This window comes from Mesorhizobium sanjuanii (genome assembly GCF_002529485.1).
Lineage (GTDB): Bacteria > Pseudomonadota > Alphaproteobacteria > Rhizobiales > Rhizobiaceae > Mesorhizobium > Mesorhizobium sanjuanii.
The window spans coordinates 15,336-41,370 of record NZ_NWQG01000093.1 but is presented as its reverse complement, the minus strand read 5'-3'; the positions used below and the strand labels follow the sequence as shown (position 1 = coordinate 41,370).

At 61.3% G+C, this 26,035-nt stretch carries 20 protein-coding genes and 6 pseudogenes; 11 read left to right on the top strand and 15 right to left on the bottom strand.

Annotated elements, in window-relative coordinates:
- Window positions 1-140: 140 nt before the first annotated feature.
- The gene (locus tag CN311_RS32585; protein ID WP_165779718.1) at window positions 141-299 is read left to right on the top strand and encodes a hypothetical protein; all 159 of its coding nucleotides are present in this window, start codon (window positions 141-143) and stop codon (window positions 297-299) included.
- Window positions 292-2,517: a recombinase family protein gene (locus CN311_RS15785; protein ID WP_097574709.1), complete on the top strand. Its 2,226-nt coding sequence runs from the start codon at window positions 292-294 to the stop codon at window positions 2,515-2,517. The genes CN311_RS32585 and CN311_RS15785 overlap by 8 nt, the downstream gene beginning before the upstream one ends.
- 61 nt (window positions 2,518-2,578) lie before the next feature.
- On the opposite strand, the gene CN311_RS15780 is transcribed toward CN311_RS15785, so the two are convergent.
- Window positions 2,579-3,181: a reverse transcriptase family protein gene (locus CN311_RS15780; RefSeq protein WP_245440839.1), complete on the bottom strand. Its 603-nt coding sequence runs from the start codon at window positions 3,179-3,181 to the stop codon at window positions 2,579-2,581.
- Between the two features lie 580 nt (window positions 3,182-3,761).
- On the opposite strand from CN311_RS15780, the gene CN311_RS15770 reads away from it, so the two are divergent.
- Window positions 3,762-4,397: a Fic family protein gene (locus CN311_RS15770; protein WP_097574708.1), complete on the top strand. Its 636-nt coding sequence runs from the start codon at window positions 3,762-3,764 to the stop codon at window positions 4,395-4,397.
- Here the strand turns inward: CN311_RS15770 and nodS are convergent.
- The 6 genes from nodS to CN311_RS15740 form a co-directional block, all read right to left on the bottom strand.
- Entirely contained in the window at window positions 4,345-4,914 is a 570-nt protein-coding gene (gene nodS / locus CN311_RS15765; RefSeq protein ID WP_081709737.1) for a nodulation methyltransferase NodS, read from the bottom strand. The genes CN311_RS15770 and nodS overlap by 53 nt on opposite strands.
- Before the next feature lie 386 nt (window positions 4,915-5,300).
- Complete coding sequence (gene ubiM, locus CN311_RS15760; protein WP_097574706.1) at window positions 5,301-6,482, bottom strand: 5-demethoxyubiquinol-8 5-hydroxylase UbiM; 1,182 nt, start codon at window positions 6,480-6,482, stop codon at window positions 5,301-5,303.
- A gap of 415 nt (window positions 6,483-6,897) precedes the next feature.
- On the bottom strand, window positions 6,898-7,872 hold the full coding sequence (locus CN311_RS15755; protein WP_097574705.1) for a hypothetical protein: 975 nt from the start codon (window positions 7,870-7,872) through the stop codon (window positions 6,898-6,900).
- A gap of 242 nt (window positions 7,873-8,114) precedes the next feature.
- Complete coding sequence (locus tag CN311_RS15750) at window positions 8,115-9,845, bottom strand: ParB/RepB/Spo0J family partition protein (protein WP_097574704.1); 1,731 nt, start codon at window positions 9,843-9,845, stop codon at window positions 8,115-8,117.
- 79 nt (window positions 9,846-9,924) lie between these two features.
- A complete protein-coding gene (locus CN311_RS15745) occupies window positions 9,925-10,344 on the bottom strand; it encodes a DUF2958 domain-containing protein (protein WP_097574703.1) in 420 nt (139 codons plus the stop codon).
- 211 nt (window positions 10,345-10,555) lie between these two features.
- Complete coding sequence (locus tag CN311_RS15740; RefSeq protein ID WP_097574702.1) at window positions 10,556-11,518, bottom strand: ArdC family protein; 963 nt, start codon at window positions 11,516-11,518, stop codon at window positions 10,556-10,558.
- Between the two features lie 648 nt (window positions 11,519-12,166).
- Between CN311_RS15740 and CN311_RS15735 the strand changes: the two are divergent.
- The 4 genes and pseudogenes from CN311_RS15735 to CN311_RS15720 form a co-directional block, all read left to right on the top strand.
- Window positions 12,167-12,835 (top strand): annotated as a pseudogene (locus CN311_RS15735) (aldehyde dehydrogenase family protein); the annotation flags it as partial.
- Between the two features lie 140 nt (window positions 12,836-12,975).
- Complete coding sequence (locus CN311_RS33420; RefSeq protein WP_097574701.1) at window positions 12,976-13,410, top strand: transposase; 435 nt, start codon at window positions 12,976-12,978, stop codon at window positions 13,408-13,410.
- 292 nt (window positions 13,411-13,702) lie between these two features.
- A complete protein-coding gene (locus tag CN311_RS32250) occupies window positions 13,703-14,659 on the top strand; it encodes a glycosyltransferase family 10 domain-containing protein (protein WP_133117186.1) in 957 nt (318 codons plus the stop codon).
- A 173-nt stretch (window positions 14,660-14,832) separates the two neighbouring features.
- Window positions 14,833-15,776, top strand: a pseudogene (locus tag CN311_RS15720) (IS630 family transposase).
- 74 nt (window positions 15,777-15,850) lie between these two features.
- Here CN311_RS15720 and CN311_RS15715 read toward each other — a convergent pair.
- The 3 genes and pseudogenes from CN311_RS15715 to CN311_RS33925 form a co-directional block, all read right to left on the bottom strand.
- Window positions 15,851-16,222, bottom strand: coding sequence for a hypothetical protein (locus CN311_RS15715; RefSeq protein ID WP_097574699.1), 372 nt, complete (start codon window positions 16,220-16,222; stop codon window positions 15,851-15,853).
- A gap of 80 nt (window positions 16,223-16,302) precedes the next feature.
- The gene (locus CN311_RS15710) at window positions 16,303-17,589 is read right to left on the bottom strand and encodes an acyltransferase family protein (protein ID WP_165779717.1); all 1,287 of its coding nucleotides are present in this window, start codon (window positions 17,587-17,589) and stop codon (window positions 16,303-16,305) included.
- A 98-nt stretch (window positions 17,590-17,687) separates the two neighbouring features.
- Window positions 17,688-17,912 (bottom strand): annotated as a pseudogene (locus tag CN311_RS33925) (transposase); the annotation flags it as partial.
- Window positions 17,913-18,052: 140 nt separating this feature from the next.
- Here CN311_RS33925 and CN311_RS33855 point away from each other — a divergent pair.
- Window positions 18,053-18,669, top strand: a pseudogene (locus tag CN311_RS33855) (aldehyde dehydrogenase family protein); the annotation flags it as partial.
- Between the two features lie 203 nt (window positions 18,670-18,872).
- On the opposite strand, the gene CN311_RS32245 reads toward CN311_RS33855, so the two are convergent.
- Window positions 18,873-19,136, bottom strand: a complete 264-nt coding sequence (locus CN311_RS32245; RefSeq protein ID WP_208866504.1) for a hypothetical protein — start codon at window positions 19,134-19,136, stop codon at window positions 18,873-18,875.
- Between the two features lie 49 nt (window positions 19,137-19,185).
- Here CN311_RS32245 and CN311_RS15695 point away from each other — a divergent pair, with 49 nt between their 5' ends.
- From CN311_RS15695 to CN311_RS15685, 3 genes and pseudogenes are all read left to right on the top strand, one after another.
- Complete coding sequence (locus CN311_RS15695; protein WP_097574695.1) at window positions 19,186-20,289, top strand: IS5 family transposase; 1,104 nt, start codon at window positions 19,186-19,188, stop codon at window positions 20,287-20,289.
- A 1-nt stretch (window position 20,290) separates the two neighbouring features.
- Window positions 20,291-20,634: pseudogene (locus tag CN311_RS15690) on the top strand (hypothetical protein).
- 110 nt (window positions 20,635-20,744) lie between these two features.
- Window positions 20,745-22,181 carry an IS701 family transposase gene (locus tag CN311_RS15685; protein WP_245440838.1) on the top strand — a complete coding sequence of 479 codons (1,437 nt, stop codon included), beginning with the start codon at window positions 20,745-20,747 and terminating at the stop codon, window positions 22,179-22,181.
- On the opposite strand, the gene CN311_RS15680 is transcribed toward CN311_RS15685, so the two are convergent.
- The 4 genes and pseudogenes from CN311_RS15680 to CN311_RS15670 all read right to left on the bottom strand — a co-directional run bounded on the left by CN311_RS15680 (window position 22,155) and on the right by CN311_RS15670 (window position 26,032).
- Window positions 22,155-22,946 carry a DNA methyltransferase family protein gene (locus CN311_RS15680; RefSeq protein ID WP_097574694.1) on the bottom strand — a complete coding sequence of 264 codons (792 nt, stop codon included), beginning with the start codon at window positions 22,944-22,946 and terminating at the stop codon, window positions 22,155-22,157. The two genes, CN311_RS15685 and CN311_RS15680, sit on opposite strands and share 27 nt — an antisense overlap.
- Before the next feature lie 83 nt (window positions 22,947-23,029).
- Window positions 23,030-23,398 (bottom strand): annotated as a pseudogene (locus CN311_RS33850) (type IIL restriction-modification enzyme MmeI); the annotation flags it as partial.
- Between the two features lie 358 nt (window positions 23,399-23,756).
- Complete coding sequence (locus CN311_RS15675) at window positions 23,757-24,782, bottom strand: OmpA family protein (protein ID WP_027056392.1); 1,026 nt, start codon at window positions 24,780-24,782, stop codon at window positions 23,757-23,759.
- Window positions 24,770-26,032, bottom strand: a complete 1,263-nt coding sequence (locus CN311_RS15670) for a hypothetical protein (protein ID WP_097574693.1) — start codon at window positions 26,030-26,032, stop codon at window positions 24,770-24,772. The genes CN311_RS15675 and CN311_RS15670 overlap by 13 nt, the downstream gene beginning before the upstream one ends.
- Between the last annotated feature and the right edge of the window lie 3 nt (window positions 26,033-26,035).

The following is a 26,035-nucleotide window of genomic DNA, read 5'->3' as shown; positions in this document are numbered from 1 at the left end:
AGCGGGTGGTGACCCCACAGCCTCCCCGGCAAATCACTCCAGCATTGGGCGGTTTCCAGACCTTCTGCATCTGCGCCTTCTGACCGACGCTCTTCTTGAGCGGCGCGGCGAGTCGCCGCCCGATGACAAGGAGGAGCGACATGCAACTGAAGCTGAGATTTGCCGAGGAAGACCGCGACCGGCCTCCCGACCCACCCGCCTGGGAGAAGCTGGACGCCGAGGCGCGGGCGGAGGCGTTGCGTCGGCTCGCCCTCGTGATCGCGCGCATGCTGACAGTGAGGGAGGCCGGTCATGACTGAACACAGCAAAATCACCGCCGGTCACCAGGTCCGGCTCGCTGTCGTCTACCTGCGCCAGTCGAGTGCCTCGCAGGTGGAGAACAACCGTGAATCGACGGAGCGACAATACGCGCTGGCCGGCCGCGCGCGCGAACTGGGTTGGCCGGACGAGCGTGTCCTGGTCATCGACGAGGATCTCGGCCTGTCCGGCTCCGGCAGGGTCATGCGCGCTGGCTTTGCCCGGCTGACCAGCGAGGTGGCGCTGGCCCGGGTCGGCATCGTGCTTGGCCTGGAGGTTTCGCGGCTGGCGCGCAACAATGCCGACTGGCACCGGCTGATCGAGCTGGCGGGGCTGACCGATACGCTGATTGGCGATGCCGACGGGATCTACCACCCAGCCCTGTTCAACGACAGACTTTTGCTCGGTCTGAAGGGCGCCATGAGCGAGGCCGAATTGCACGTCCTGCGCGCCCGCCTCAATGGTGGCATCCGCAACAAGGCAGCGCGCGGCGAATTGCGCCGCGGCCTACCGGTCGGCTTCGTCTGGGGCGAGGACGACGGCGAGATCCTGATCCATCCCGACGAGGCGGTCGTCCATGTCATCCGCACCATCTTCGCCCGTTTCGCCGAACTGGGCTCGGCGCGCCGCGTCTGGCTGTGGCTGCGCGCGCAAGGCATGAAGTTCCCGCTGTCGCTTGGGGGGCATCACGAGTTGCGCTGGAGCGAGGCCAGCTATCACGCCGTCCATGCCGTGCTTGCCAATCCGGTCTATGCCGGCGCCTATGTCTATGGCAAGAATCGCCGAGAGACGGTGCTCGACGAAACCGGCGCGCGGCGCAAGCGGGTGCGCAAGCTGCCGATGGAAGACTGGCAAGTGCTGATCAAGGGCCACCACCAGGGCTATATCGACTGGCCGACCTTCGAGGCCAACCGAGAGCGCGTGGCGGCCAACACCCAGCCCCGGACGCACGCCAAGGCGCAGGAACAGGCCGGTGGCGCCGCCAGAGAGGGTGGCGCCCTGCTGCAGGGCATTGCCCGCTGCGGCCATTGCGGGCGACGGCTGCACACCCATTATCGCGGTCGTACCGCGACGCCGGGCTACCATTGTGCCGGCAAGGTGATCGTCGAGGGCAGAGGCGTCTATTGCCTCAATGTCGGCGGCGTGCAGATCGATGAAGCCGTGGTGGCGGCCTTCCTGGAAGCGCTGGAGCCGGTGCGCCTGGCCGCCACGCTCGAAGCGGCCGAGCGGCTGGAGAACGATCGCGAGGCGGCACTCAAGCAATGGCGGCTCGACGTGGAGCGTGCCGCCTTCGCCGTCAACCGCGCGGAGCGCCGCTATCGCGCCGTCGATCCCGACAATCGCCTGGTCGCCCGCAGGCTCGAGCAGGAGTGGGAGGAGGCGCTGCGCGCACTGGAGGCGGCAAAGACGGAACTGGCGCAGCGCGAGGAGCAGCGTCGGCGCGTCCTGTCGGCCACGGAGCGGGAAAAGCTGCTTGCCCTCGGCGCCGATCTGGCGAGCGTTTGGCACGCGCCCACCACCACGCCGCGTGACCGCAAGGAGCTGCTGCGCACGCTCATCGAGGAGGTCACCCTCCATGTCGATCGCGACGAGGCAGCGGCGCATCTCGTCCTGCGCTGGAAGGGCGACGCGACGAGCCGCCTCACGGTCGCCTTGCCGCGCTCGCGACCGGCGACGGTTCGTACAGACGAGGATATGCTGGCGCTACTGCGGCGGCTGGCACCGCATTACCCCGACGCCATCATCGCCGGCGTCCTCAACCGCCAGGGCCGCCGAACGGCGTACGGCCACCGGTTCGACGCCAACCGCGTCGGAAACCTGCGCCGACACTGGAAGATCCCCGTCTGCAAGGCCAAGCCACCGGCCGCCGACGGCGACATCGTCACCATCCGTCAGGCCGCCGCAGCCCTCGGCGTGGCGCCGTCGACGCTCCACCGCCACATCAACGACGGCCTCATTCGGGGCGAACAGATCACACCCGGCGCGCCCTGGCGCATTCGCCTGACCCCGGAACTCAAGGCCCGCTTCCTCGCTACACCCGGCGACGGCTTTGAACCGATCCGCGACGCCATGGACACCCTCGGGCTTTCCCGCCAAAGTTTGTTGCAGCGAGTAAAACGCGGCGAACTGGACGCCGTCCATGTCGTTCGCGGACAGAGAAAAGGTTTATGGATCAAGACCATAGACAACAACCCCACCCTCTTCGAACACACTTCATGAACCAGGGGGCATTATGACAATGGATCCAAGAACTGCTGGATATCAGCGTCCAGTATGAAGTTCACCTTTCGCTTTTCGATCCGACCGCGAGTGCGTCCAGCGCATCGTGCTGGCCGCGTCCGGGCCGAAAACCGTACGAGAACCCGAGGAAGTCTTCCTCGTAGATCGCGTTCAGCACCGCGACCGTCGCTCTTTGGACAATTTTATCCTCAAGGGCGGCGATGGCGAGCGGGCGTTGGCGTCCGTCCGGCTTTGGTATGTACTGCCGCCGTGCGGGGCTTGCCCGGTATGCACCTCTTTGGAGCCTATCGCGCAGATTTTCGATCAGGTGATCAAGGTCCGCTTCGTAGGCTCGCCATGTCAGCCCGTCGACGCCGGGGGCTGCATCACGCCGTAGGGCGTAAAATGCCGTCCTCAACGTTTCGAGATTGAGATGGTGAAAGAGGCTGGTGAACCTCTCCTGCTTCCTAAGTCTTGCCACTTGCCGTATGCGGTCCAGCGCATGTGACACGCTTTCCCGGTCCTGTGCCCGGCGCGTGGTTTGCTGATCCGCATTTCCCTTGGTCGCTGCCCTTGGCTCCACCGACTCCGCAGCCGGATCCCCGGCCTTGTTCGTCAGCTTCATAGCTACTACGGCAACGTCTGACTTCTCACGATCGTTCATCATCGGCTCATGCTTTCGCTTTCCCGATACGGACCAAGGAAGGTGTTACCACCTTGGTCAATCGTGAGATCTCCCGGTTCCCGAACAAGGAATTTCCGCACATGCCAGGTTCTACGACCACGCCGAGTTGGTCGGGCACTCGCAATAACGCGCCCTACCATGTTGCCTTCCGGAGCATCCACGCCGTCGGCACTCGAGATTAGGTCCCTTACGCGGCTCAATGGCTGGCCTGTGCTTTCTCCTACCGACGCTTCACCGACGACCTCGCGGGCGTCGGCGCACGGCTCGGAGCCAATGTGGATTGCTACTCCTTCACTGAAATGGACTTTCACCATTCTATTCCTTGCCGGTTTTTCCGGCGCTCGGACACGGGACCGACGGCCCCCAACGAGGAGTGCCGCTTTCCCGGCTAGGGATCGTCAACCACCTGGGCCGAAACACCTTTGAGGTTCGGTGGCGGCAGCCGTAGAGCCCGTCCCGCATAGGGAGCCATGCAAAATAAGGACTTCGCTTCATTTCGGTATTTATGGGTCATTTATTGGGTAAACCCGTTTCTTGATTTTTTGGGTATTTTTTTTATATGACGCTGAAGACAGATTCCGTGCAAATTACCCCCCAAATCCTTACCCTCGTCTCGGAGATTGACGAATTCAAAGGGGCTTCGCGGGCTGTTGGCACGCTCGCGCCAGAGCGCCTATCGGCTTTGCGCCGTGTTGCGACCATCGAGAGCATTGGCTTTTCTATCCGTATCGAAGGAAGTAAGCTCACCGCCGTTGAAGTCGAGCGGCTGCAACAAGGATGGGCTCATCGCGGCGCCTACAAGACATTCGCAAACAATGTGAGTGCGTTCGATGCCGACGGGAACGAGATCGGCGTCATCTTCGAAACGGCGACGCCTTTCGATACGCCGAAGCGGATGAAGGAACTTATCGAGTGGACGCGTGGTACACTCAACGAGCAAAGCCTGCATCCCTTGCTCGTGGTGGCGATTTTCATCGTGGTTTTTTTGGAAATCCACCCATTCCAGGACGGCAATGGAAGGCTGTCGCGCGTTCTGACGCCGCTCCTGCTGATGCGCAGCGGCTATGCATATGTACCCTACTTTTCACTCGAAAGCGTGATTGAGAACAGCAAGGAGGGTTATTATCTGGCGCTTCGTTTCATCAGGAAGCGGAAATCGGCTTTTGGAAGCGGGCCAGCAGGCAGTCTTCATTGATCGACGCGCCCCGGCACTCGATGCACTCGATCTCGGTCAACGATTCGTTCAGCATGGCGATAGTGGTCTCTGCACCAGCAGCGTGCCCCCAGCGTTGGCAATTGGCGTCACGTGCCGACCCGAAGACCAGCTGCCCACCTGGCGCAAGCAGGCCTACCAGGTTGCGGACTGCCGCGCCGATCTGAACGAGGCCTCCGACGTAGTAAAGAACTTCCGCCACGACGATCAGGTCGAACAGTTCATCACTCGAAAATTGTTGAACATCGGAGATTATCCAGCTGATGTGCGGCGGCTCCTTCACGCGTAAACGTGCTCGCGTAATCGCTGGCTCGACGACATCGATCACAGTGAGCCGCTGGCAAATGGGGGCTAGCCGTTCCGTAAAAGCGCCAGCAGCGCACCCGACTTCGAGCGCATTTGCGACTCGACCTTGCGCAAGTGACAAAAGGAGAATTTGCGTGTGGCGCTCCCGCTCGAACGGGTTGCCATCGAGCCGCCATGGATCGTCTGCGGCCATTTCTCGATTCAGCAGTTCATGATCGATTTTATGGGTCAAATTCCCACCTCGCTAAGGCAGCAATCACCGGCGCTGCAAATGCCGTCAGATGTCGCTAGCGTCGGGACCCGGGCACACCAATTCTGAGAAGCGGGGCCGCTTCCTGCACCGGGCAGACCTGCGGGCCGAGGCACTTGATTTCGGTCACGCTCCTAATAGGGTCCGCAGGATTGGCAAATTGATTGTTTGGATGTAACCATCCACGCCGTAAACACATTGAGGGCCGAATTGGGCGTGGCTGGGTCCACGTCTGGGTGGCGCCGGCCGACACACTGCTCACATCGAACCAAATTCGCCAGTCTGTTACGACGCCAGCACGCTGACGATGATCCTATGATGACTGCGGTTCACCGTCTCAGCATGGCCGCAATGCCATGACGGACAAAGGGAAGATGTTGGCCGAGGCGCAGCCCCAGATGCCTTGCAAGCCGTGCCGCCGGATGCTCGCTTGAGTAGAGCCCGACGAGAATATTCGTAGCATGGTAGAGCGGCGCCGCCGACAGGCGCAGTCGGCTTTCATATCTGTGGAGCATGTCGGGATCGGCAATGTCGCGACGGTCGCGCCATGCTGTCTGGATACCACGGGCGAGCTGCTTCTGGCCGCCGAGGCCGATGTTGAAGCCATGCGCGGTCACCGGGTGCATGCCGATGGCAGCGTCGCCGATCAATGCGGCACTCGGCGCCCGGAACCTGTGCGCCCAGGTCGTGGCCAACGGATAGATATAGCGTTGGCTTGCCAGGCTCATGGTGCCGAGGCGCCCTCGACAGCGCTTTGTCAACTCCCTCAGGAACAACTCGTCGTCGAGGGCAAGCAGTCCGTCGGCCTGGTTTGAGGGCAAAGTCAAAAGCAGCGACGACACGCCTGGCGCGAGGGGCAACATCGCCACCGTCTGATGGTGATCGAACCATTCGATCGCGATCTGGTGGTGGGGGCGCTCGTGCCTCACCCGGCAAATCAGCATGGAGTTGCCAAGCCGATTGATATCGGCGCCGATGCCGAGCAGATTGCGGGTGGCGGAAAAACGCGAATCGGCTGCAACGAGAAGCCGAGCGCTCAGCTGCCTGCCATTGGAGAGCGTTATCACTGCTCCTTGACGGCTGTTTGTTGCACGCACGACCGAGTGGCCGCACAGCAGCCGGGCATGGCCCCGCAAGCGGATGATCTTGAACAGGGCATCGCGGATCTGGCAATTCGGGACCAGAACGCCCAGCGGTTCCGCGGATCCGCCGGGGGAATCGAAACACAACGCAAACTGGCTCGATCCGTTGAGGACGCGTGCGCCTTGAAGCGGTGACTTGTCCGAAGCGGAGATAACATCCCAGGCGCCGAGCTCGCGAAGGATTCCAATCGAGGCATGGGTGAGCGCGATCTCGCGGCCGTCGAAAGCCGGACTTGCCAGTCTTTCCAGGGACTGCCCTTCGACAACCGCCAGTTTGAGCTGGCTATGGGCAAGCGATGCGGCGAAGGAAAGTCCGACCGGCCCGGCGCCCACGACAATAATGTCGAAGCTGTCGTCACAGCCGGCCATCAGCGTGCCGCCAGCGCGTTCTTCGTGAGATGATGGGGGAGTCGAGCCGCATGTCGTGCATCGATTGCGCTGCGATCCAGTCCCCGCCGCATCGCCTCAAGCGCGTTTCTCACGTCGGTTCCTGGCTGGTGAAGCGTCATTTGCCTGCCGTATGATCTGGATTGTCAAGATGATGGGAGCGACGACCAGGCTGTCGGTCAGCCCATGCGTTTTTCCCGTGAAGGACTGGCGATCAAACCACGCCGACAAGGGCGTGGCCTTGATCTGGGTCAGTCGAGGCGGAACCGGCGTCGGATGACATCGATCCAATCCAGTCATGCGCCAGCTGATCCCATGACGACGCCATGGCACCAGCCAGCCCAAGGGAGAACCAGGCGTCTGATCTGGCGAAGGCTGTTTCAGGATTTTTGCGAGATCAGCGAATGACCGGCTCGCCATGGAAGCGCCGGCGCGAGGGCGGCGAGACGCCGAAGCCGACTTCCATCATCAGCCGTGGCGTGCGCGACGGTACGGTGCCCATATGGAAGCCGAACGGATCCTCGACAAAGCCGAGGCCGGCTTCGCCGGTCAGCGTGACGGGGCTGTCATCGCCATAGACCTTGAGAACCTCCTGCGCCGAATGGCCGACAAGCAGCGTCAGCTGATGCTTGAGGATGCGCCGCTTGTGGCTGCCCCGCACATAAACATGCGGGCCGGTGCCTTCGTCGACGGGCGTCAGATAGAAGAAGAATTTCAGCATCCTCCAGTCATCGAGATCGAAATGATACTTGCCAAGCGACGCACGGTTCTTGTCGGCGTCGGAAGCCTCGCTGGTCGGGAAGCTCCACCACACGCGTGTGGTGATCAGTTTCGCCTGAGCGCCCAGATAATGCGCGGCGATGTCGAGCAGCAGCGGGTCGTTCTGGATGGCGACCGCTGCCTTGCAGCCGAGGATGTGTTCGAAAAAGTGGCCGCTGAGCAAGGAGCGGCCGAAACGCTTCTCGGCCTCGGCATGGTCCTCAGCCATGAATTCGAGACGGCGATCGAAATTGCCGAAACAAGGCGTGTAGCGGGCGAAGGCGGCGATCTCCTCATGGATGGAAGTCGGCAGGACGAGCCCGCAAAACAGCCCGTCCGACCGCAGCGCCTCGAGAACGTCCTGGCGATCGACGCCGGCAAACATGGTGTCGTGGGCTTTTTGCGACACGCGAACCGGCTTTGCCCCACGCCAGTGCATCCGGCGCGCCGGCATGGTGCGGGCGAGCACAAACATCGGCAGCCATGCCGGGTTCTCGCGAATGTCCGACAGATAGGTCGGAATGCGCACGGCGATGCGGCGCAGCACGCCGCCGTTTCGCGCGATGGCCTCGAGACTGGCGGCGCCGGATTTGTCAGGGCTCGAAAGGGTCATGAAGGTCCTCAGCTATGAATGCAATATGGTATCGACGAAGCATCTCTTTTCACTGCCTCGCCGCTGGTCCAAGCCCGATTCCCGCAACGGAAGGAGGTGTAGGCGCGCGTCGGTTTTTGTGCAATGCACAATAGCCTTGCGCGTGGCAAATGCTGTTCGGATTGCCGTGCGCATCAGCCAATATCCAGCGGCAGGCAAACGAGGCGGCGGCACTTGAAAAGAGCCGCCGCCCGGCTTGGCACCTATTGGCGGACGAACAGCGGCTGGACGCTCGCCCATTGATCGGCGGTGCGGAAGCCGCCGCGTTTCGTGTAGCTTTCGACCGGGAATTTCATCCAGCGCGGCAGCCAGTTGTCGATTTTCTCGCGGCCGTTCTCGCCCGACAGGCAATCGCGGATGATCTTCTTTTGCGTCTTGACCTTCTCGGCGACATTGCCGTCGGCGACAGACTTGCCTGCGAGGTCGGCCAGCATCGAATTGGCGATCTCCCTGTCGCGCAGCAGGTCGAAGAAGGCGTCGTCCGCTTGCCACCACGCACCCATGTCGATGCCCAGATGGTTGCCGAGCGCCTCGACGACAGCGCTGCCGGCTTCGAGCGTCTCGGCCATGGCAAGGCTGAGAACGCGCATGACGTCGTCGTCGCAAAGTGCCAGCAAACGGGCGAAGACGGCGACAAGCGCAAAGCCGTCGCCATTGCCGCCGGCTATCGCACCCTCCTCGTCGGCCTGCCCAAGCAGCGCCAGCACCGCGCGCCGTTTTTCGGCGAATGCGGCTTCGGCCCTGGACGCGGCAATGCTTGCCGCCACCGCTTCATTGGCGGTGCGCTGCGGCTCGCGGCGAACCTGCCACAGGCCCGACCCGGTGATGGCATGCGCCACCATCAGGCGCAGCGCGACACAAGGATGGTCGAGCATGGCGGTACGCACGGCACCGTGGCGGTGCAGATCGACATAGTTCTGCATCGGCCCGGTGAGTTCCGGCCGCGACGGCTTGGCGGGGGTTTCTTCGGGCTCGCCGCCCTCGCCTAGCGCGCGGGCGCGGCGGGCCTCCTTGCGCGACAGCCAGCCCTCGTGGCATTCGACCGCGCCGCGATGCGAGACCGATATGAAGACCTTGCCGCCCTTCTTCCTCGGCGTCTTTTCGTGGTCCCATGACTGGAAATGCTGCCCCGGTTCGAGCACGGCGACCTCGGGCCAGCCGGCTTCCAGATAGGCATCGCGTTTGGCGGCGATCGCCTCGTTCTGCTTTTGCCAGAACAGGTCGGCATCGGCGAAATAGCTGTCCTCGCCGAACAGGTCGCAGACGATCAGGCCCGGATAATCCTCGACGGCGAACAGCGCCACCTTGGTGGAAATCGACTGGCCGCCGAACAGCCATTGCTTCAACTGGTGGCCGCGCGGGGCGTATTGCTCGGGATCGGCATAAAGCGCCAGCCAATCCTTCTGCTGCGCCTTGGAGGCCATGGTCAGATGGCGCGCCGTCTCGGCGTCGATGTCCTCGCGGCGATAGGCTTCGCGAATCTTGGGCAGAAGATCGCCGAGCGCCAGAATGCGTTTGACCAGAAGCTCGGTGATGCCGAAGGTTGCGGCGATATCTGGAATGGTGCGGCCTTCCCTGATCAGCCGCGAAAACGTCTCCCACTGCGAGACCTCGTCGGGATCGAGCCGGGCGAAGTTTTCGATCAGCGAGGCCTCAAGCGCGTCGGCGTCGTCGCCGTCTTCGATGATGGCGCAGGGCAAGGCATCGCCCTCGCCGCGCTCGTCGGCGAGCGACTTCGCGGCGAAATAGCGGCGCCGTCCGGCGACGATCTCGAAGCTTTCCGGCGTGCCGTTGGGCCGCACCAGAAGCGGCACCAGGACGCCGCGCGCGCGAACCGACGGCAGGATGTCCGACACGTCGGGCGCGCGTTTGGAATGGCGCATGTTGAGGGCGGAAATGTTGAGCTTATCAAGCGGAATGTGGGCAAGCTGCATGATTTGTCTCCTTCGGTTTGGTTGAGGTTCTCCCGCCGCAAAGGCCACAAGGCCGGCGCGGCGGGACGGTTTTCGCGCCTTACCGGCGCGTTTGTTCCGCCGTGTCGGGCGGAAGCTTGGAATGGGCGTTGCCAAGGGCCTCTGCCGCCTGTCGCAGCAGCCGCTCGGCTTCGGTGATGTGGCCGGCGCTGCACGCTGCCTGGGCGTAGACGGAGAGCGGAAAGCGCGCCTTGAAGCAGAGGTCGCGCTCGATGCCGAGGCCAAGCCGCCCCTTCACGCTTGCAAGCTCGGCAAGGCTGACGCTGCCGAGTTCGGGGAAGCCGAAGCCGAGGTCGCAAAGGCCGAACAGGGTGTCGCCGTCGGCGTCGAGTTCGGTGAGAAGCCAGGTCGCTGGCCCGGTCGGATCGAAAAGTTTGACCACCGGAAAATGGTCGGTTTCGGTGTCGGTTGCGCCATTGGCGAGCAGCCGGGCGCAAAGGTCGTCGGTGATCAGGATCATGGGAAAACTCCTCTCAAAACAAGTCGCGTTGATTTCTGGCGTTCGGCGGGAGAAAGATTCACTGGATCTTTCTCTGATCCGCCTCACCATCGAGCAGCCGATATCGAGCGGCTTTTGCGCCGCGGGCGGGCGCATCGGCGCGTCGGCCAAAAGGGCGAGGCGGTCGCGCTTGGTGACCGGCCGGACACCGGGGTGTCGGGATCGCGCACGCTCATGCCGCGATCTCGTCTTGTTGCGCGCCTTCGGCCTCGGCGTTGAAGCCGAGAAGAAAATCGGCGGCCTTGGAGGCAAGGCTGGCGGCGCGGAAGATGGCGCGATTGTCCTCGCGCAGCACCCTCAGCCATGTGCCGATATAGTCGGCATGGCGCACGGTCGGCTCGATGCCGAGTGTCGAGCAGACAAAGGCAGCAGTGATTTCGGCAACCAATTCCTCGCGCGCATAGGTCTTGGAACCGAAGGCGCCGGAGAGGTCGCGCGCCAGCCGCGCCGGGTGGCCGGTCCAGTGGCCAAGCTCGTGGAAGCAGGTGCGGTAATAGTCGATCTGCTGAAAGAATGCCGGCTGTGGCGGCACCTGAATGGAGTCGGTGTCCGGCATGTAGAAAGCGCGATCGCCGCCGATGCGGAAATCCGCGCCGCTTCCTCGAATAAGCGCCTCGGCTTGGGGGACGATCTCGCGTTCGGGCAGCGGATCGGCGTTGCGGTAAAGGTGCTCGGGCAGGCCGTCGCACTGCGCGACGTTGAAGACGGTGAAGCGCTTCAAATACGGCACCGCCTGCGGCTCGTCGCCGTCTGTCTTGGCGCGCTCCTTCTCGTTTTTGGGGACAAAGCGGTCGGCATGCACGATGGTGGTGCCGCGCTCGCCCTTCCTGACATTGCCGCCAAGGGCAAGCGCCTGCCGGAAGGTCAGCCAGTTCTGGCCGGGATAGCTGCGCTCGATGACGGCGCCCCACAGGATGAGGATGTTGATGCCGGAATAGCGGCGCCCGGTGGCCGCGTTGCTGGGCAGGCCGAGGTCGGCCTTTGCGCTGCCCCATGGCTTGACCCATGGCACGGTGCCGCGCTCCAGTTCGGCAATGATGCGGTCCGTGATTTCCTGATAAAGGCTGGCGCCCGGGCGCCCGCCCCTGCCCGCGCCAGCCTCTCGGCTGCCGGAACGCTGGTGTTTTGCACGCATCGTCTGGTCCTCCGCTCTTCAATCCCGCGCCTTTCCCCGGAAGCGGGGTGGGCGGCGAGACGCGACCGGAAAGGCCCGCCGTCGGAGGCGGACCGCATCCGACGGACCGGAACGAAGAGGAGGACCCGAAGCGAAGCGAAGGGTTGCGGGATGCCGCGGCGGGCCTAGAAGGGAGTGCCGCCCACCCCGCGCCGCCGGGAACGGCCAACGAACAAACCGCGCCGGCCAAAGGCCGGCGACCGTCAGCAGCCGACAGGCTGCCCGCGCCAGGGGGCGAAGCCGGATGGCCGAGACCGCCTGAGCCTGTCGAAGAAAAAGCGGGCTCGGTTCACGAGCACCCGGCACGCGCCGTCAGGCGCGCGGGCGCCGTCAAAGCTTAGGCCAAATTGCCGCTTCCCGCGGATGCGTGGATGCCATGCCTTGCGCTGCGGTTATCAGGTCGCAGGGCTCAACGCTCGGTGCCCCCGCCAGGCGTGCGGGCGAGAAAGGCGCTGAACAGGAATTCTCGTTCCAGGAACGGTCGTTCCTGTTCCATAACGCGGTCGGCAGGTCGCCAGGGCCCCGTCGCTCGAGGTCCTATGCGAAGTGCGGTTACACATCCTGACGCAGCCAATAGAAAACATCCGCCGTTTTGAAGAGAAAGCCGCGATGCCTCTGTGCCAGCCGCTGAAGCGAATCTGAAACTCCCCGACCTGTTCGGCGCTATCGACCGCATGCCGACGCCTGGCACGTTGTTGGGTGAGCGAAAGTTCGAGGGCTTTTGATCGATCCACTGGCGAAGTGTTGGCAGAGCTACCCGACATGGACGCTGAGACGCGGACGGCGATCGACAAGGCTTATACGGCGCAGGCTGGATGGGCGGCGTTGACCCCGGGAGCGCAGGGACATGCTCTGACGCTGGCATCAATTGATCATCGACCACGCCGACGACCTCGCTGCCATCCTCACAGCTGAGATGGGCAAGCCGCTTGCCGAAGCCAAGTCGGAGGTCTCGCATGCGGCGGCACATCTGCAATGGTATGCCAAAGAGGCCAACCGCATCCATGGCGAGACGATCCCCCCGCCCTCGACTGACCGGGGCATGCTGGTGATCAAGCAGCCAATCGGCGTTGTTGGCACGATCACGCTATGGAATTTCCCGGCTTCAATGGTGGCGCGCAATCTCACCGGCACTGGCGGCGGGCTGCACCGTGATATTGAAACCTGCCGAACAGACGCCGCTTGTTGCAGGCGCAATGCGCGCGGCCGGCTTTCCCAAGCGTCGTCAACCTGATCAATGCTTGCAAAGGCGATGCCGTCGGCCGCACGCTGATCAGCCGATGAACTTGATCCACAGGCGCTTGAACCATGCGACGATGGCCTGAGCCCCTTCGGCTGGGCGCCGCGCTTGAGAAGGCGGTCATAGGCACGGCCGGCTTCGATCTGCTCGCGAGACATGTTGTCGGCCCAATGGATCGATGATGACTGCCTGCAGGAACTGCGCTGGATTTTCCAAAGTGCGGCGCGACCTCGCCCAATGGCTGGCCAAGTGGGAGACGCGCTGCCCCAAGCTGTGCCAGTGGGTGGAGGACAACATCGAGGAGACGCTCACCTTCAACCGGCTGCCACGCCAGCATCACAAGCGCCTGAAGAGCACCAACATCCTGGAGCGGCTCATCAGGAGATCAAGCGGCGCATCCATGTGGTGCGCATCTTTCCCAGCGCCGAGAGCTGCCTGCGGCTCGTCCGCGTGCTCGCCGTCGAAACACACGAAACCTGGCTGGAGGCCATGCGAATCTCAACATGGAGCGCCTGGCCGAGCACAAGAAGGAGATGCTGCGCAAGCTGGAGCAGCCCAAGGCCGCGGTTACTTGAAGACGCCGCGCCTGACACGCCAACACCGGCGACCGTGATCGCAAATTTGCAGAAGACTCTGGACAGAACTCCCAAACTGCATCAAAAAATAGTCAGAGCTAAATTATGGAAGCCGATTGAGATGGAGGAGGAGGGCTTACAAGCCTTTGTACAGCTCTCCCAAACTTTTCGATATCGATGGGTTTACCTGCGGACCGTTTGGCCATCGATTCCGATCGTTTTAGCTTCATCTCACGACGGGAATAGGCGCAGAGAGGTCTGGCCCTCGTGCAGAAATTACTGCCGGTACCACCGAAGTGAAGGAGTCGAACTGCTTTGTGTAGCGCCAAATTGCTGACGGAACGTCCGGCGCCCATTGTTGCTGCATGCCTCGATTCTTGGGGCGGTCTGGAAGACGCCATCCACCATCTCACTCCAAAGGGCAGTGGAATCTGGAACAATGTCGCTTTTGTACGCAAGACGTCCTTCACGCCGGATTGGCATATAATCTTTAACTCTCCTTCTGTTTTTGGACTTCCTGTTGATATCGAGGCGAGCCCGAACAGGACCATTTTTGCAATCGGCGAACCGCCGACGAAAGCTCATCGCGCCCTCCATCTTGGGCAGGGGGAAAATACCATCGTTCTGACGTCTGACGCAGAGCTGGTAGCTCGGCAGAATGCAGGGCGTCGATTCGTCTTGTCTCCACCTATCACTCGGTCTTGGTCTGTAAGAAAGACGTATGACCAACTTCTGGTCAACGAAGTCGTTGACAAGCCGCGTCGGCTCTCATGGATTACCAGCAACATCGCCATGCTTAAAGGACATCGATATCGGCTAGCGTTTTTGGAACGGCTGAGAGGGGAGCTCGAGTTCGACCTGTTCGGCCGAGGTTTTCAACTGATAGGAGATAAATGGGACGCACTTGCACCTTACCGCTACAGTATAGCTTTCGAGAATACGTGCGCTGATTACTATTTTACAGAGAAGCTTATGGACTGCTTCGTTGCTGAAACAATGCCGATCTATTACGGCAGCCCGGCAATCACGCGGTTCTTTCCGCCGGACTCAATGGTTCTGATTGATCCCGAGGACAAGAACGTAATTCAAAAGATCCGAGAAATCATCGACTCGGACCTCTGGAAGGAACGTCGCGATGCAATACGAGAGGCGAAGCGGTTGGTACTTGAGAAGTACAACACATTTGCTTATCTCGCGGGCTTCATCGAAAGCGTTCAGGATAAGCCTTTGCCGCCTAAAGTTATGCACATCGGTACGCCTGCAGTCGATTTTGGGGTAGACGAATGAACTCCAAAGTTCATTCGCTTTGCGCGCCCGGCGGTTGGTGGTCTGGCAGGGTCTGTACGGAACAGGCGGCGGAGAATACCTCGAGCATCTTTTGATGAACACAGAGTCGGTTTGGGAATCACGCGATAGATCCTGTCTGATTCACTGTCCCGGTGATTTGCGAGGAGGTGATGATGACGAGGAGCCTAAGGGCGGATCTTCGTGGGCGCGTGATTGCGGCCACTTAAGTCGGGGTTTCGACGCGGGAGGCGACGCGTCGCTTCCGGATCGGTATTTCGACGGCCGGGAGTTGGTATCGCCGCTATCACGAGACCGGCCAGATGGAAGCGCGCCAGCAGGGCCAGCCGTCGCGTTCGAAGCTCGATGCGCATGAGGCCTTCATTCTTGGTCTCATTGAGGACGCGCCGGACATCACGCTTGCTGAGATCGGGGAGCGCCTTGCCGCCGAGCGCGGCGTGCGGGCAGCGTCGTCCACGGTCCGGCTGTACCTCGACCGGCGCGGCATCACGTTTCAAAAGAAGACGGCGCACGCCGCCGAACAGCAGCGCCCCAATGTCCTGCGCCGCCGCAGAACCTGGTTCGATGGCCAGATCGATCTCGACCCCGACAGGCTGATTTTCATCGATGAGACCGCAGCATCCACAAAGATGGCGCGGTTGCGTGGCCGCAGCCTGCGCGGCGAACGATGCCGGGCGGCCGTTCCTCACGGCCATTGGAAGACCACCACATTCACGGCCGGCCTGCGGCTGGGCGGCTTGGCGGCGCCAATACTGCTCGATGGCCCTATCCATGGTTGCCTTCCTCGCCTAGGCGCAACAGGTCCGCGCACCCGAGCTTCGCCCCGGCGACATCGTGTTCATGGACAACCTGCCCGCCCACAAGATCAGCGGCGGGCGCGAGGTGATCGAGCAGGTTGGCGCGGCTCCTGTTCCTGCCGCCATACTCGCCCGACTTCAACCCGATCGAGATTGCTTTCTCGAAGCTCCAGGCTCTCCTGAGAAAGGCTGCAACCCGAACCATCGACGAATCCTGGTCGGTCGTGGCCAACTGCCTCGCAGCTTTCACAGCCGAGGAATGCACGCACATGTCGAGGCAGACGGCCTACGACCCGGAATAAGTCGAATCTGCTCTGGCTGCGCAAGAGGGCCGAGACGGGCGCACGACATCGGTACGCCACCCAGCTGCTGCTGATCAGGCGAACTGGGGAAGGCCGGGAATGGAATTGAGGACCTCGTCCACGAGTTCGTCGCCGGCATGTTCCTTGGCGAAGGCGATCGTCTCGTTAGCAAGGCCGGCGATATTTCCCAGGCTGAGACCCTCGTTCATCAATTGCTGGCCGAAACCCACCACGCCGCCTCCGGCGAGGACGCTGCCGCCGTCTGCGTCCTCACCATCATGCTTCGCCACTAATTCCGAAGCTCCGGGAATGGCCTCGATCATGCGCGTAGCGGGACCGTCGGCTGCCTCGCGTTGCAGGAAACCCAGCATCATGCCAACGGCCTTGTCTGCGAGAGCCGGGTCGACGCCGACATTGGTGGCGATGCGTGATACGAATTCTTCCAAGGAAGGGCACCTTTCGTTTTATTGAGGTCAGAATGATTAGCTATGTTTGTCCCGCTCAAATGGTTGAGCGCAGCGCCAGTCTACGCCTCCGCAGTCTTACGCAAAAAACCTCTCAGGTATTGGTCCACCCTCTTGGCTATTTCCATGGACTTCACGTCTACAAGGCGCTGAAAAGGCACCGCAGCAATGATGGTGGTTACAAGTACAATGAGGACAGTGCTACTGGCCGCAATGGCATGCCCCCATTGGATAGTCCAGAGATAGACAAAGCACCCGAGGGAGCAAAGGATAGGGAAATGAAGAAGGTAGACCGAGAACGACAATCGACCCAGGAGTGGGAAAAAGTATGACGAGAAGGCTCGCTGAAGCGATGGAAGCGCGAGAACGCTAGCGACAAGGAAGGTTGCACCGACGCAGTGCATTGCGTCCTTCAGGGGATTAAAGTCGATTGGGGAGAGTTTGATGATCGGCTCATACAAGATGTCGTTTGAGAAGCCGCCAAGATAGATGGCAGCAAGTAAGATTGCGATCTTGGCTTTGTGAGGCCATTTCGCTGGAGAAACGCGAGTCAGGAGGACGCCGACCCCGAACGACAAGGCGAAGGGCAGGTAAGCTATATGGATCGCAAAAGAGAGAGCCGCGGCAAAAACTGTGACGAGGGCGAAGGTGAACCACCTCGCAGCGAAGGCGAACATGAAGGCCAAGTATGAACCGACGAGCTCAATGGACATCGTCCAGAGTGGTGAATTGAGTTTGTTCTTACCGAGAAATAAGGACTCATATAGGGCCTCCTTGGCGATGGTCGCGGCCGTAATTGAGCTAGGGTAATACCAGGTCAGCCAGATCGAGCCCGTGAGTGGAGCAACTTCAAGATTTCTCATCAGCCCCATGGCAAAAATGGTACCGGCAAAAACGATTGAAGCCGCGATTGGAATGCCGAGGCGGGGTATCCGTCGGATTGCCCTGGATACAAGCACCGATGCATTTCCAGTGTCAGCAAAAGACTTGGTAAGGACGAAGCCGCTTAGAACGAAGAATACACAAACAGCAAAGCTTCCGTTGATAAGCATGCTGAATGGGGGGAGAGTTAGAAGCTGAGCAGGCCATCCGATTTCTGGCCACGCTGCTTGCGCCAACGGGTACATGGTTTTGAATATCCCTGGCTCGACAGCGAAGAGGGCGTGAGACAAGAGGACGCCAACTGCAGCCAGCCCCCTCAATCCCTCTAAAGCAATAAAACGCCCAGATCCGGCCTGCCCCGCCGCCATTGCGTTCATGGATACTCTGCCCCTTATGATGCGCCGGTTTCGACTTGGTCTTCCTACAAAGGCCACGCTCGTGAACGTGAGCTGGAAAGCACGGGACATTGGCTTTCCTGCGCTATGCAGCATCATGACGGATGGGTAAACTTGATTGTTTGGATATAATGCATCCATGGGATGGATATGCGGGCCATGCCCACCGGCGACAGCCGGTCCTGGATCTGAAACTCGGCCTGATCGTGCGAGAGACAGTAGAGCGCCTGAAGCACCATGATCTTCAACATCATCACCGTATCAAAGGGCGCCGTCCGCCCTTGGCGCTTCGGAGGCGGCCAAGCCGGTTGGCGAGGCCGCCTGAGCCTTGCGAAGAAAAAGCGGGCTCGGTTCACGAGCACCCGGCACGCGCCGTCAGGGCGCGCGGGCGTCATCAAGTGCCGGCAGACTGCCGCTTGCCGGATGCCTGGACGCCATGCCTTGCGCTGCGGTTTTATCAGCTCGCAGGACTTAACGCCGGTGTCCCCGCGAGGCGTGCCTCTGTGCCAACCGCTTGCACCTGAAATCTGCTTAGCTGTTCGGCGCCTTCGACCGCATGCCGCCACTCGGCACGCCGCCTGGCGAGCGAATTTTCGAGGTCTTGATTCCACTGGCGACGTTTTGGCGGAAATTCCCAACATGGGGTCACGGAGACGCGGGCAGCAAGGCCTGTATCGCAAGAGACTGGATGGGCAGCCATGACCTCCCGAGAGCGCAGCGACATGGCTTGGCACTGGCATCAGCTGATCATCGACCATGCGGACGACCTTGCTGCCATTCTCACCGCTGAGATGGGCAAGCCGCTTGCCGAAGCCGGACCGGAAGTCCCTCACGCTGCTTGCGATCTGCAATGGGACGCCCGAAGAGGCCAAAGCCGTCTATAGCGAGACGATCTCCCTGCCCTCGACGGGCCAGCGCATGCTGGCGGTCAAGCAGCCGATCGGCGTTGTTGGCACCATCACGCCGTGGAATTTTCTCGGCCTCGAGGGTTGCGCAAGAGCTCGCCGGCGCTGGCGGCCCGCTGCGCGGTCATCCTCAAACCTGCCGAACAGACGCCGCTTGTTGCAGGCGCAATGGTTGCACTCGGCGCGGAGGCCGGCTTTCGGCAACCTGATCTGTGCCTGCAAAGGCGATGCCGTCGGCCGCACGCTGATTAGCCGATGAACTTGATCCACAGGCGCTTGAACCATGCGACGATGGCCTTGAGCCCCTTCGGCCGGGTGCCGCGCTTGAGAAGGCGGTCATAGGCGCGGCCGGCTTCGATCTGCTTTTGATGAGGTGTAACGGAAATGACTGGAATGGGTCTATCATCGGTCTTGGAGCAAGGGCGTCTCGCACAATTTGGCTGACCTGGGTCAGCTTGTTCGGCGTTTGGTGTTTCGCGGACGCTCTGCTGACGTCGGCTGGTTTTCGCGATCCTCGGTGGTCAATTGCTGCGGACCGACAACGGACTTGCGGCCACCTGCAATGGGCAACTTCATCTGCGGGGCACGTCGAACCTCTTCCGGCGTTGGACGACGACGTGGCTTTCTTGTCTTCAGACCGGATTTGGCGTGCTCGTTGAATGCCTCACGCGCCAGATTGAGTTCTAGCAGGCTGTTGAAAAAGGCGCTCGCCATCGGACCGCAGCGGTGATTCATTGGTTCCGAAGGGATTCGGAGGTGACGAGTGCGCGGCGGCGACGATCGAACTGGCGAACTGTTCAGCTATGTTGACCTTGAGGCACGAGTGCGGCGCAATCATCCGTTGCGGGCGATCCGGTTAATCGTGAGCGAGGCGCTGTCGGCACTGGAGCGGGAGTTCGCGGCGCTGTATTCGCCGATCGGACGGCCATCGATCCCGCCGGAGAAGCTGCTCAGGGCGATGCTGCTTCAAGCCTTCTATTCGATCCGCTCGGAGCGGCTTTTGATGGAGCGGCTGGAATACGACCTCCTGTTCCGCTGGTTTGTGGGCATCGGCGTGGACGACGCAGCCTGGGATCATTCGGTGTTCTCCAAGAACCGTGACCGGCTGCTGGAGGGCGACATCGCTGCAAAGTTCCTGAGCGCGGTGCTGGCGCAGCCCAAGGTGAAGAGGCTTCTGTCGACGGATCACTTCTCGGTCGACGGCACGCTGATCGAGGCCTGGGCGTCGATGAAGAGCGTCAAGCCAAAGGACGGCCCAAGCGGTGGTCATGGCGAGCCGCCGGCAGACGGCGGCGGGCGCAACGCGGAAGCGGACTTCCACGGCGAGAGGCGATCGAACGAGACGCACGCCTCGACCACCGATCCCGACGCCAGGCTCTACCGCAAAGAGCGAGGCAAGGAGGCGAAGCTGTGCTTCATGGGGCATGGGCTGATGGAGAACCGCCATGGCCTTCTGGTCGACGCCTGCCTGACCTTGGCCGACGGGCATGCCGAGCGGGTGGCGGCACTCCATATGATCGAGCCTCGTGCGGATCGGCCGGAGGCGATCACGCTCGGTGCCGACAAGGCTTATGACGCAGAAGACTTCGTCAACGAACTGCGCGCAATGAAGGTGACACCGCATGTGGCGCAGAACACCAGCGGCCGTAGTTCGGCGATCGACGGGCGCACGACGCGGCACAGCGGCTATGCGATCAGCCAGCGCATCCGCAAGCGCATCGAGGAGGCATTCGGTTGGATCAAGACCGTCGCCGGGCAGGAGAAGACCAAATTGCGCGGCCGCGACCGCGTCGGATGGGCCTTCACTTTCGCGGCCGCCGCCTACAATCTGGTGCGGCTGCCGAAGCTCATCGCTGGGACCAACTGACATGGCCAAGGTTCCAGCCATCGCCAAGGCCTTTGCCGGTCGCTGGCGTATCGTCGAAATGGATGTCTGGGACAACGATTTCCTCGATCTCGTCGAAGAGGCGCATCTGACGTTCAAAGGCGCGGCGGACGGCGAGATTGGCTTCGGTGCCCTCAAGGGCTTCCTTGATGTCCGCTACCGCGCGCGAGACGGCTCGGTCTGCGCGGAATTCTCGTGGAGGGTCACGACGAAAGCGATCCCGCTTGCGGTCGCGGATGGGCGATGATCGGCACCGCGGGTCGCCTCGTCGGCCACTTCTATATCCACAATGCCGACGATTCAGGCTTCGTCTGCGAGCGCGCCTGACTTCTTCAACAGCCTGCTAGTCTTACTGAGTCAGAAAGTCGCGGGTGCGGGGGGATTCGCGCTGGTTTCGGATTTGTTAGCGTGCTGATTCGTGATCAGGGAAGCGCGCCATGACCAACTGGACTGCGGAGAGTGAAGCGGCGTTCGACGCCTATGTCGATGCTTTGATCGGGGTGATTGGCCACGCCGACCGAGCTGAGCCTCTGAAGGATTACTGCCTCGGACTTCTGATGCCGCTGGAGCGCAAGAGCGTGGAACCGTTGGCGGCCGTCACGGCGCCGTCGCGGGTGTCGGCCAAGCATCAGTCTCTGCTGCATTTCGTGGGACAGGCGCCGTGGTCGGACGCGGCCTTGCTGGCGCGGGTTCGCGACTGGGTCCTTCCACGGATCGAGCAGCATGGACCGATCCGGGCGTGGATCGTCGACGACACGGGCTTTCCCAAGAAGGGCAAGCACTCGGTGGGCGTAGCGCGCCAGTATTGCGGCCAGTTGGGCAAGCAGGACAACTGTCAGATTGCGGTCAGCCTGTCGATCGCGAATGACGCAGCCTCGCTTCCGATCGCCTACGAACTGTATCTCCCGCACAGCTGGGCGGAGAATCCGGAACAACGCAAGAAGGCCAAGATTCCCGCAGGGATCACGTTCCAGACCAAGCCGCAGATCGCGCTCGAGCAGATCAGGACGGCCAAGGCCGAGGGCGTCGCGCCCGGCGTGGTTCTGGCCGACGCCGGATATGGTGCCGACGGTAGTTTCCGCGCCGGCCTGTCCGAGCTCGATCTGACCTATGTGGTGGGCGTTCAGCCGACCCTCAGCGTCTGGCGTCCAGGCGAGAGTCCGCTGCCGCCCAAGCCTTGGAGCGGAAGAGGCCGGCCGCCGTCTCGGGTCGGCCGAACCGACAATCACAAGCCGATCTCGGCCAAGGCCCTGGCCGAGGAGTTCAACGCCGAGACCTGGCGCACGATCGCCTGGCGCGAAGGAACCAACACCGAGCTCAATTCCCGCTTCGCCGCCGTGCGCTTGCGGCCGGCCTCCAGGGACTACAATCGGCCCGAGGCTCACGCCGAAGAGTGGCTCCTGATCGAGTGGCCTGAAGGCGAGGTCGAGCCGAGCAAGTATTGGCTCTCCACCTTGCCGGCCGACGCTACGATCACCCAGCTGGTCGACGCCGCCAAGCTGCGTTGGCGGATCGAGCGAGACTATCAGGAGCTCAAGCAGGAGCTGGGACTGGGCCACTACGAAGGCCGAGGGTGGCGGGGCTTCCACCACCACGCCAGTCTCTGCATCGCCGCCTATGGCTTCCTGATCGCTCTGAGGGAGACGATTCCCCCCTCAACTCCAACTCGCGCCCAGGGCCGCCAAACACCTGGTCTTCCCAGCGGTTATCGACCCCGCGGATCCTCCGATCCGACCAGAGCGGCACGTCCCGACCTCGATCCCGACCATCAGGCGACGCCTGACTGTGGCCCTGGCCAACCGTCTGCAACGATGTCCGTGTTGCACAAGAGCCATGGACAGTCCGCGTTAGGTCAGAAATTTATGACGCAGTAAGACTAGGAGATTCGCCAGAGCTTGATCTTCAGAAATATCTGTAGGCCACCCGTAGGCTCCGGCAACGGCGGCATCCAGGTCCGAGTGAGCGTCGACCAACCACTGCGGACGCCGGTTGTAGAGGTTGGTCAGGGCACGCTCGCGGAGGATCGCGTGCGACACGATGTCCTTCGGAAGGATTTGATCCGGATAGCCGGGCACGACCTCGGGCTTGATCTGGACAAGGTCGCTCGGGTTGAGCCACGCGTTTCGTAAGTCATCAAGCCTCTTGGCCACCTGTGATATGGCGATGGCTCGTGAATCCTTTTCATATCGGACTGCTGGGATATCCGGCGTGAGGCCCTCGGGGAACGGGAAGGTCTCGAATACCCCCGCACTATTGTAGGTTGGATCATTGCCGACGCCGTGCCACGAGCAAGTTCCGAAGCTCCAAGCCTCATGAAATCGGGAGTGAAGAATCCCGAAAAAGACATCGTCTGACCGAGAAAACGCGAAGATGCGGGAGTCGGGCACTATCGCTTGATCAAGCCACACGAATGTCCGATGCTTTGCGACGCGAGGTGTTGCCATGTAACGCGAGTGGCCCTGCAAGGAAGCGTGAAAAGCCGGTCTCGGCTCCACGTGTCGCCACCAACGCTCGCGGTAGGCATCACGCCTGTTCTTTGAGCGCTCCGGAAACACATGCTCTCTAATGTGCTGGAACGGCGCCTCGTAGAGGGCAGCCTCCTGCTCGGACATCTCCCAGCCGAAATCCACAATCCACATGTCGCGGCCGCGGCGAGTGAAGGTTCCGCCAGGTCATCTAGGGTGATCACGTATGTGGACGGAACGGTGTTCGTCCAAGCGGTATGGATGCGAAGGCGTTCGATGTCGCAAACGATGAGTAGCGGCGGGCTCAAAAGCGCCGGCGCGTATCGCATCAACTGGAGGAGGGCCTCGTCGATGTTTCCCTTCTTACGCTTGTACTCCCATGCGAAGTGACCCTTCTTCCAGACGTCAGCAAAACCTTTACCCCCTCCGAGCTTGTTCGCACCTTTCTCGAACGCGAAGAACGCGCCGGTCGGGTCCTCATCGCTCGGAGACGGATGGCCGACCAGCGAGCAGATATCGAGGAAGTGTTCTTGAGCTGCCTGCCGCTCGCCAAGTTCCGACTTCCTCCACTTCTTGATGAAAGCAGCAGGCGTTATGGGCGTGAGCCCTGCGGCACCCAGACTCATTACACATCCCCTCCGACACAGTCATCGGACCCGGCAGAAGAGGTTGCCAATAAAACTCTGATTATTGGTTAATATTAGTCACCGATGCATCAATAATTGCCTCGCCCTGACCTATTATTGTGTAGCATCAGAAATAGGGGACACCATGCATTGTGGCAGCGGTGATCACACGACTGGAATGCATTTCGTGGTTTCCTGAAGCGCTTTCCATTCGACTTCCGGCGCGGAAAAAACGCGTCAGCGAGCGCCCGACTAATTAAAGCGCGGCGCGCTGGCACTGGACCGCGGTAGTTTGCGGGCTTTCTACTCGTGTTCCGGTGGATGGCAACCCACGCTTTGGCTCAACATGGTTTGCCTATTAATTGCCTTCGTGATGCCCCTCGGCGGCCAGCTTCTGCTTGCTCTTGCGTACTCGGATCTCGATACGACGCCTTTCTGGAGCGTCGCCTGACTGAGCTCCATCCGTGAGGCGATCATCCGGCAGGATCAGTTGGCCGCCTGACATGGGTAGGATGTTCAAATGATCAAACGCCGGTATCTTTTTCAGAACGGACGCGACGGATATCGCTCGCGCGAGGCCTAGCCCGGCATTATCACCCGGCTCCATTTCGCTGACGCTCTCATCCCCAGAGAGTACGCGCCCCAGAACGAAGTCCATGTTCGACTGCCTCGACAATCGCTGCTCGTCAGTGTGGCCAATGACCTCGACGACATCGACATCGTATTTTGCGACGATATCGGCAATCTGCTCGGCAATAGCGCCCTCAAGCTTGGCCTTAAAGGCCGGTTTGAGTTCGGCACTGCTGACTTCGAAGGAATAGCCCTTGGCTTCGCTCAGATTGATGATCGGTGGCAGATCCTTAGGCTGCCGTGTCGTTTCAGCGAGTTCCTTTTCGGCTTCAGCCAGCTTCCGTTCGGCTTCGGTCGCACGCTGATCTGCTGAGACTAGCTTGCGTACGTCGTCGGCTGAGAGATTGTTGTCTCGGACCGCGACTGTGGCTTCCGCCAGCTGAACTGCTTCGTCGGCCGACAGTCCCTTTTGCTCGATCTGCTCGATCGCTTTTTTGGCGAGGACGAGCTTTCGCCATTCCTCATCAGGCACTTTGTGCCCAGTGAAGCGCTCCATGAGCTCGGCAACCTGGGCCAGCAGGTTCTTGTTCTCCTGCTTGAGTTGCTGAATCACTGCTTCGCTGCGGGATACCCTTTCAAGGGCAGTTTCCAATTCGGCCTTCTTCTTTGCGACGATGGCGCCTGCAACCAACAGCAGGCAGAAGACGAGCAGGAGCATCGTTTCGGCCATGGTGAGCCCGAGGATCAAGCCGCGGGCATAGCCTTTCTTTTCGTAGCCGACCGAAGCTCCGCCGGGTTCGTTCAGCGCCACCATCTCGGCCTCGGCTGGACTTTCTCCACGATCGGCTGGGAGGCCTGCTGCCCGGCATCAGCGCCGTTGGCTGTTGCCGTTGCGCCTGGCTTCTCACCCTGCGCAGTTGCCGCCGAAATGGGGATGAAGATGGGAGGTTCAACAGACGGTTCATTGGCGTGCACAGGTGCAACCGGAGGAATTTCGTGCGGGACGGACACACGATCGCGATCGAGGATGCGGGATAGCAGGTTCGTCGTACTGGCGTTTTGCTCAGCCTGCTTCTCAAGCCTCTCCAGGAGGAGCTTCTGATGCGCCGCCATCCTCAAGACGGTATCCGAAAGCTTGTCGGTCCTTTCCCCCTGCTCTTTGGAAAGCGCCTCAGCCCGCTCGGTGAACCTTCCGACAGACGCTGCAAGCACCTTGAGAACTGTGACGACATCCGTCTTGAGGACCTCGTCCGGAATAACCACGTTGGCGAGCTTCCCGGCAACTATGTCGGCCTGCGCCTCGAACTTCGAGATCGTGCCAGCCATGGAGGCATTCGCCGTGTCGAGCGACGCTGCGACTGTGTCGACCTTTTCAGCGACACCTGAAAACCTGCTTTCGATACGGCCGAACGTGTCATCGAGGCTTTTGGCTATCTTCTCCGAAGTCTCCTGGACGGGCTTTATCGCTTTGGCGGCCATACCCTCGAAGGCCTGTCGGACCTGATCGCCGTTCTTCTCCGCCTGTCGGGCTATTTCGTCGAAGCCTTCTTCCAACATCTGATTGCAAACCCGGCGGAAGTCGGCGAACTCACGCGCTACGCTTTCCATCTCGGTGCGCACGCGACGTGTCATGTCCGCGAGCTCGTGACGGGCAGCCCGTTCCACGTCGGCGGGGTCGCGTCGGACCTGATTGTGGAAGATGCGCAGCGCGATGCCTGTGATGGTCGACGTCACGGCAATGCCGAAATTCCTGACGATTTCGTCGGTCGATGCGTCTGTGCCGAACTGGTAAAGCGAGGTGCCCAGGCTGGAGAGCGTGAACAGGAAGCCCATGTAATAGAGGTTGTCTCCTGTCTGCTCGTCGTGAACGCGCAACTTCCCGACGTACCAGGAAAACGCGAAGTAGCCGATCATGATGCCGATCGGCACCGTTGACGAGATAACGGGACTTATGCCGGCGGTCTTTGTGACGGCGATGAAAACGCACCCGCCTACCGTCAGCGCGATATAGAAAGCCTGCGGGAAGATCCACGTATCGAGGAAGGATTGTCTACGCGCGGCCATGGG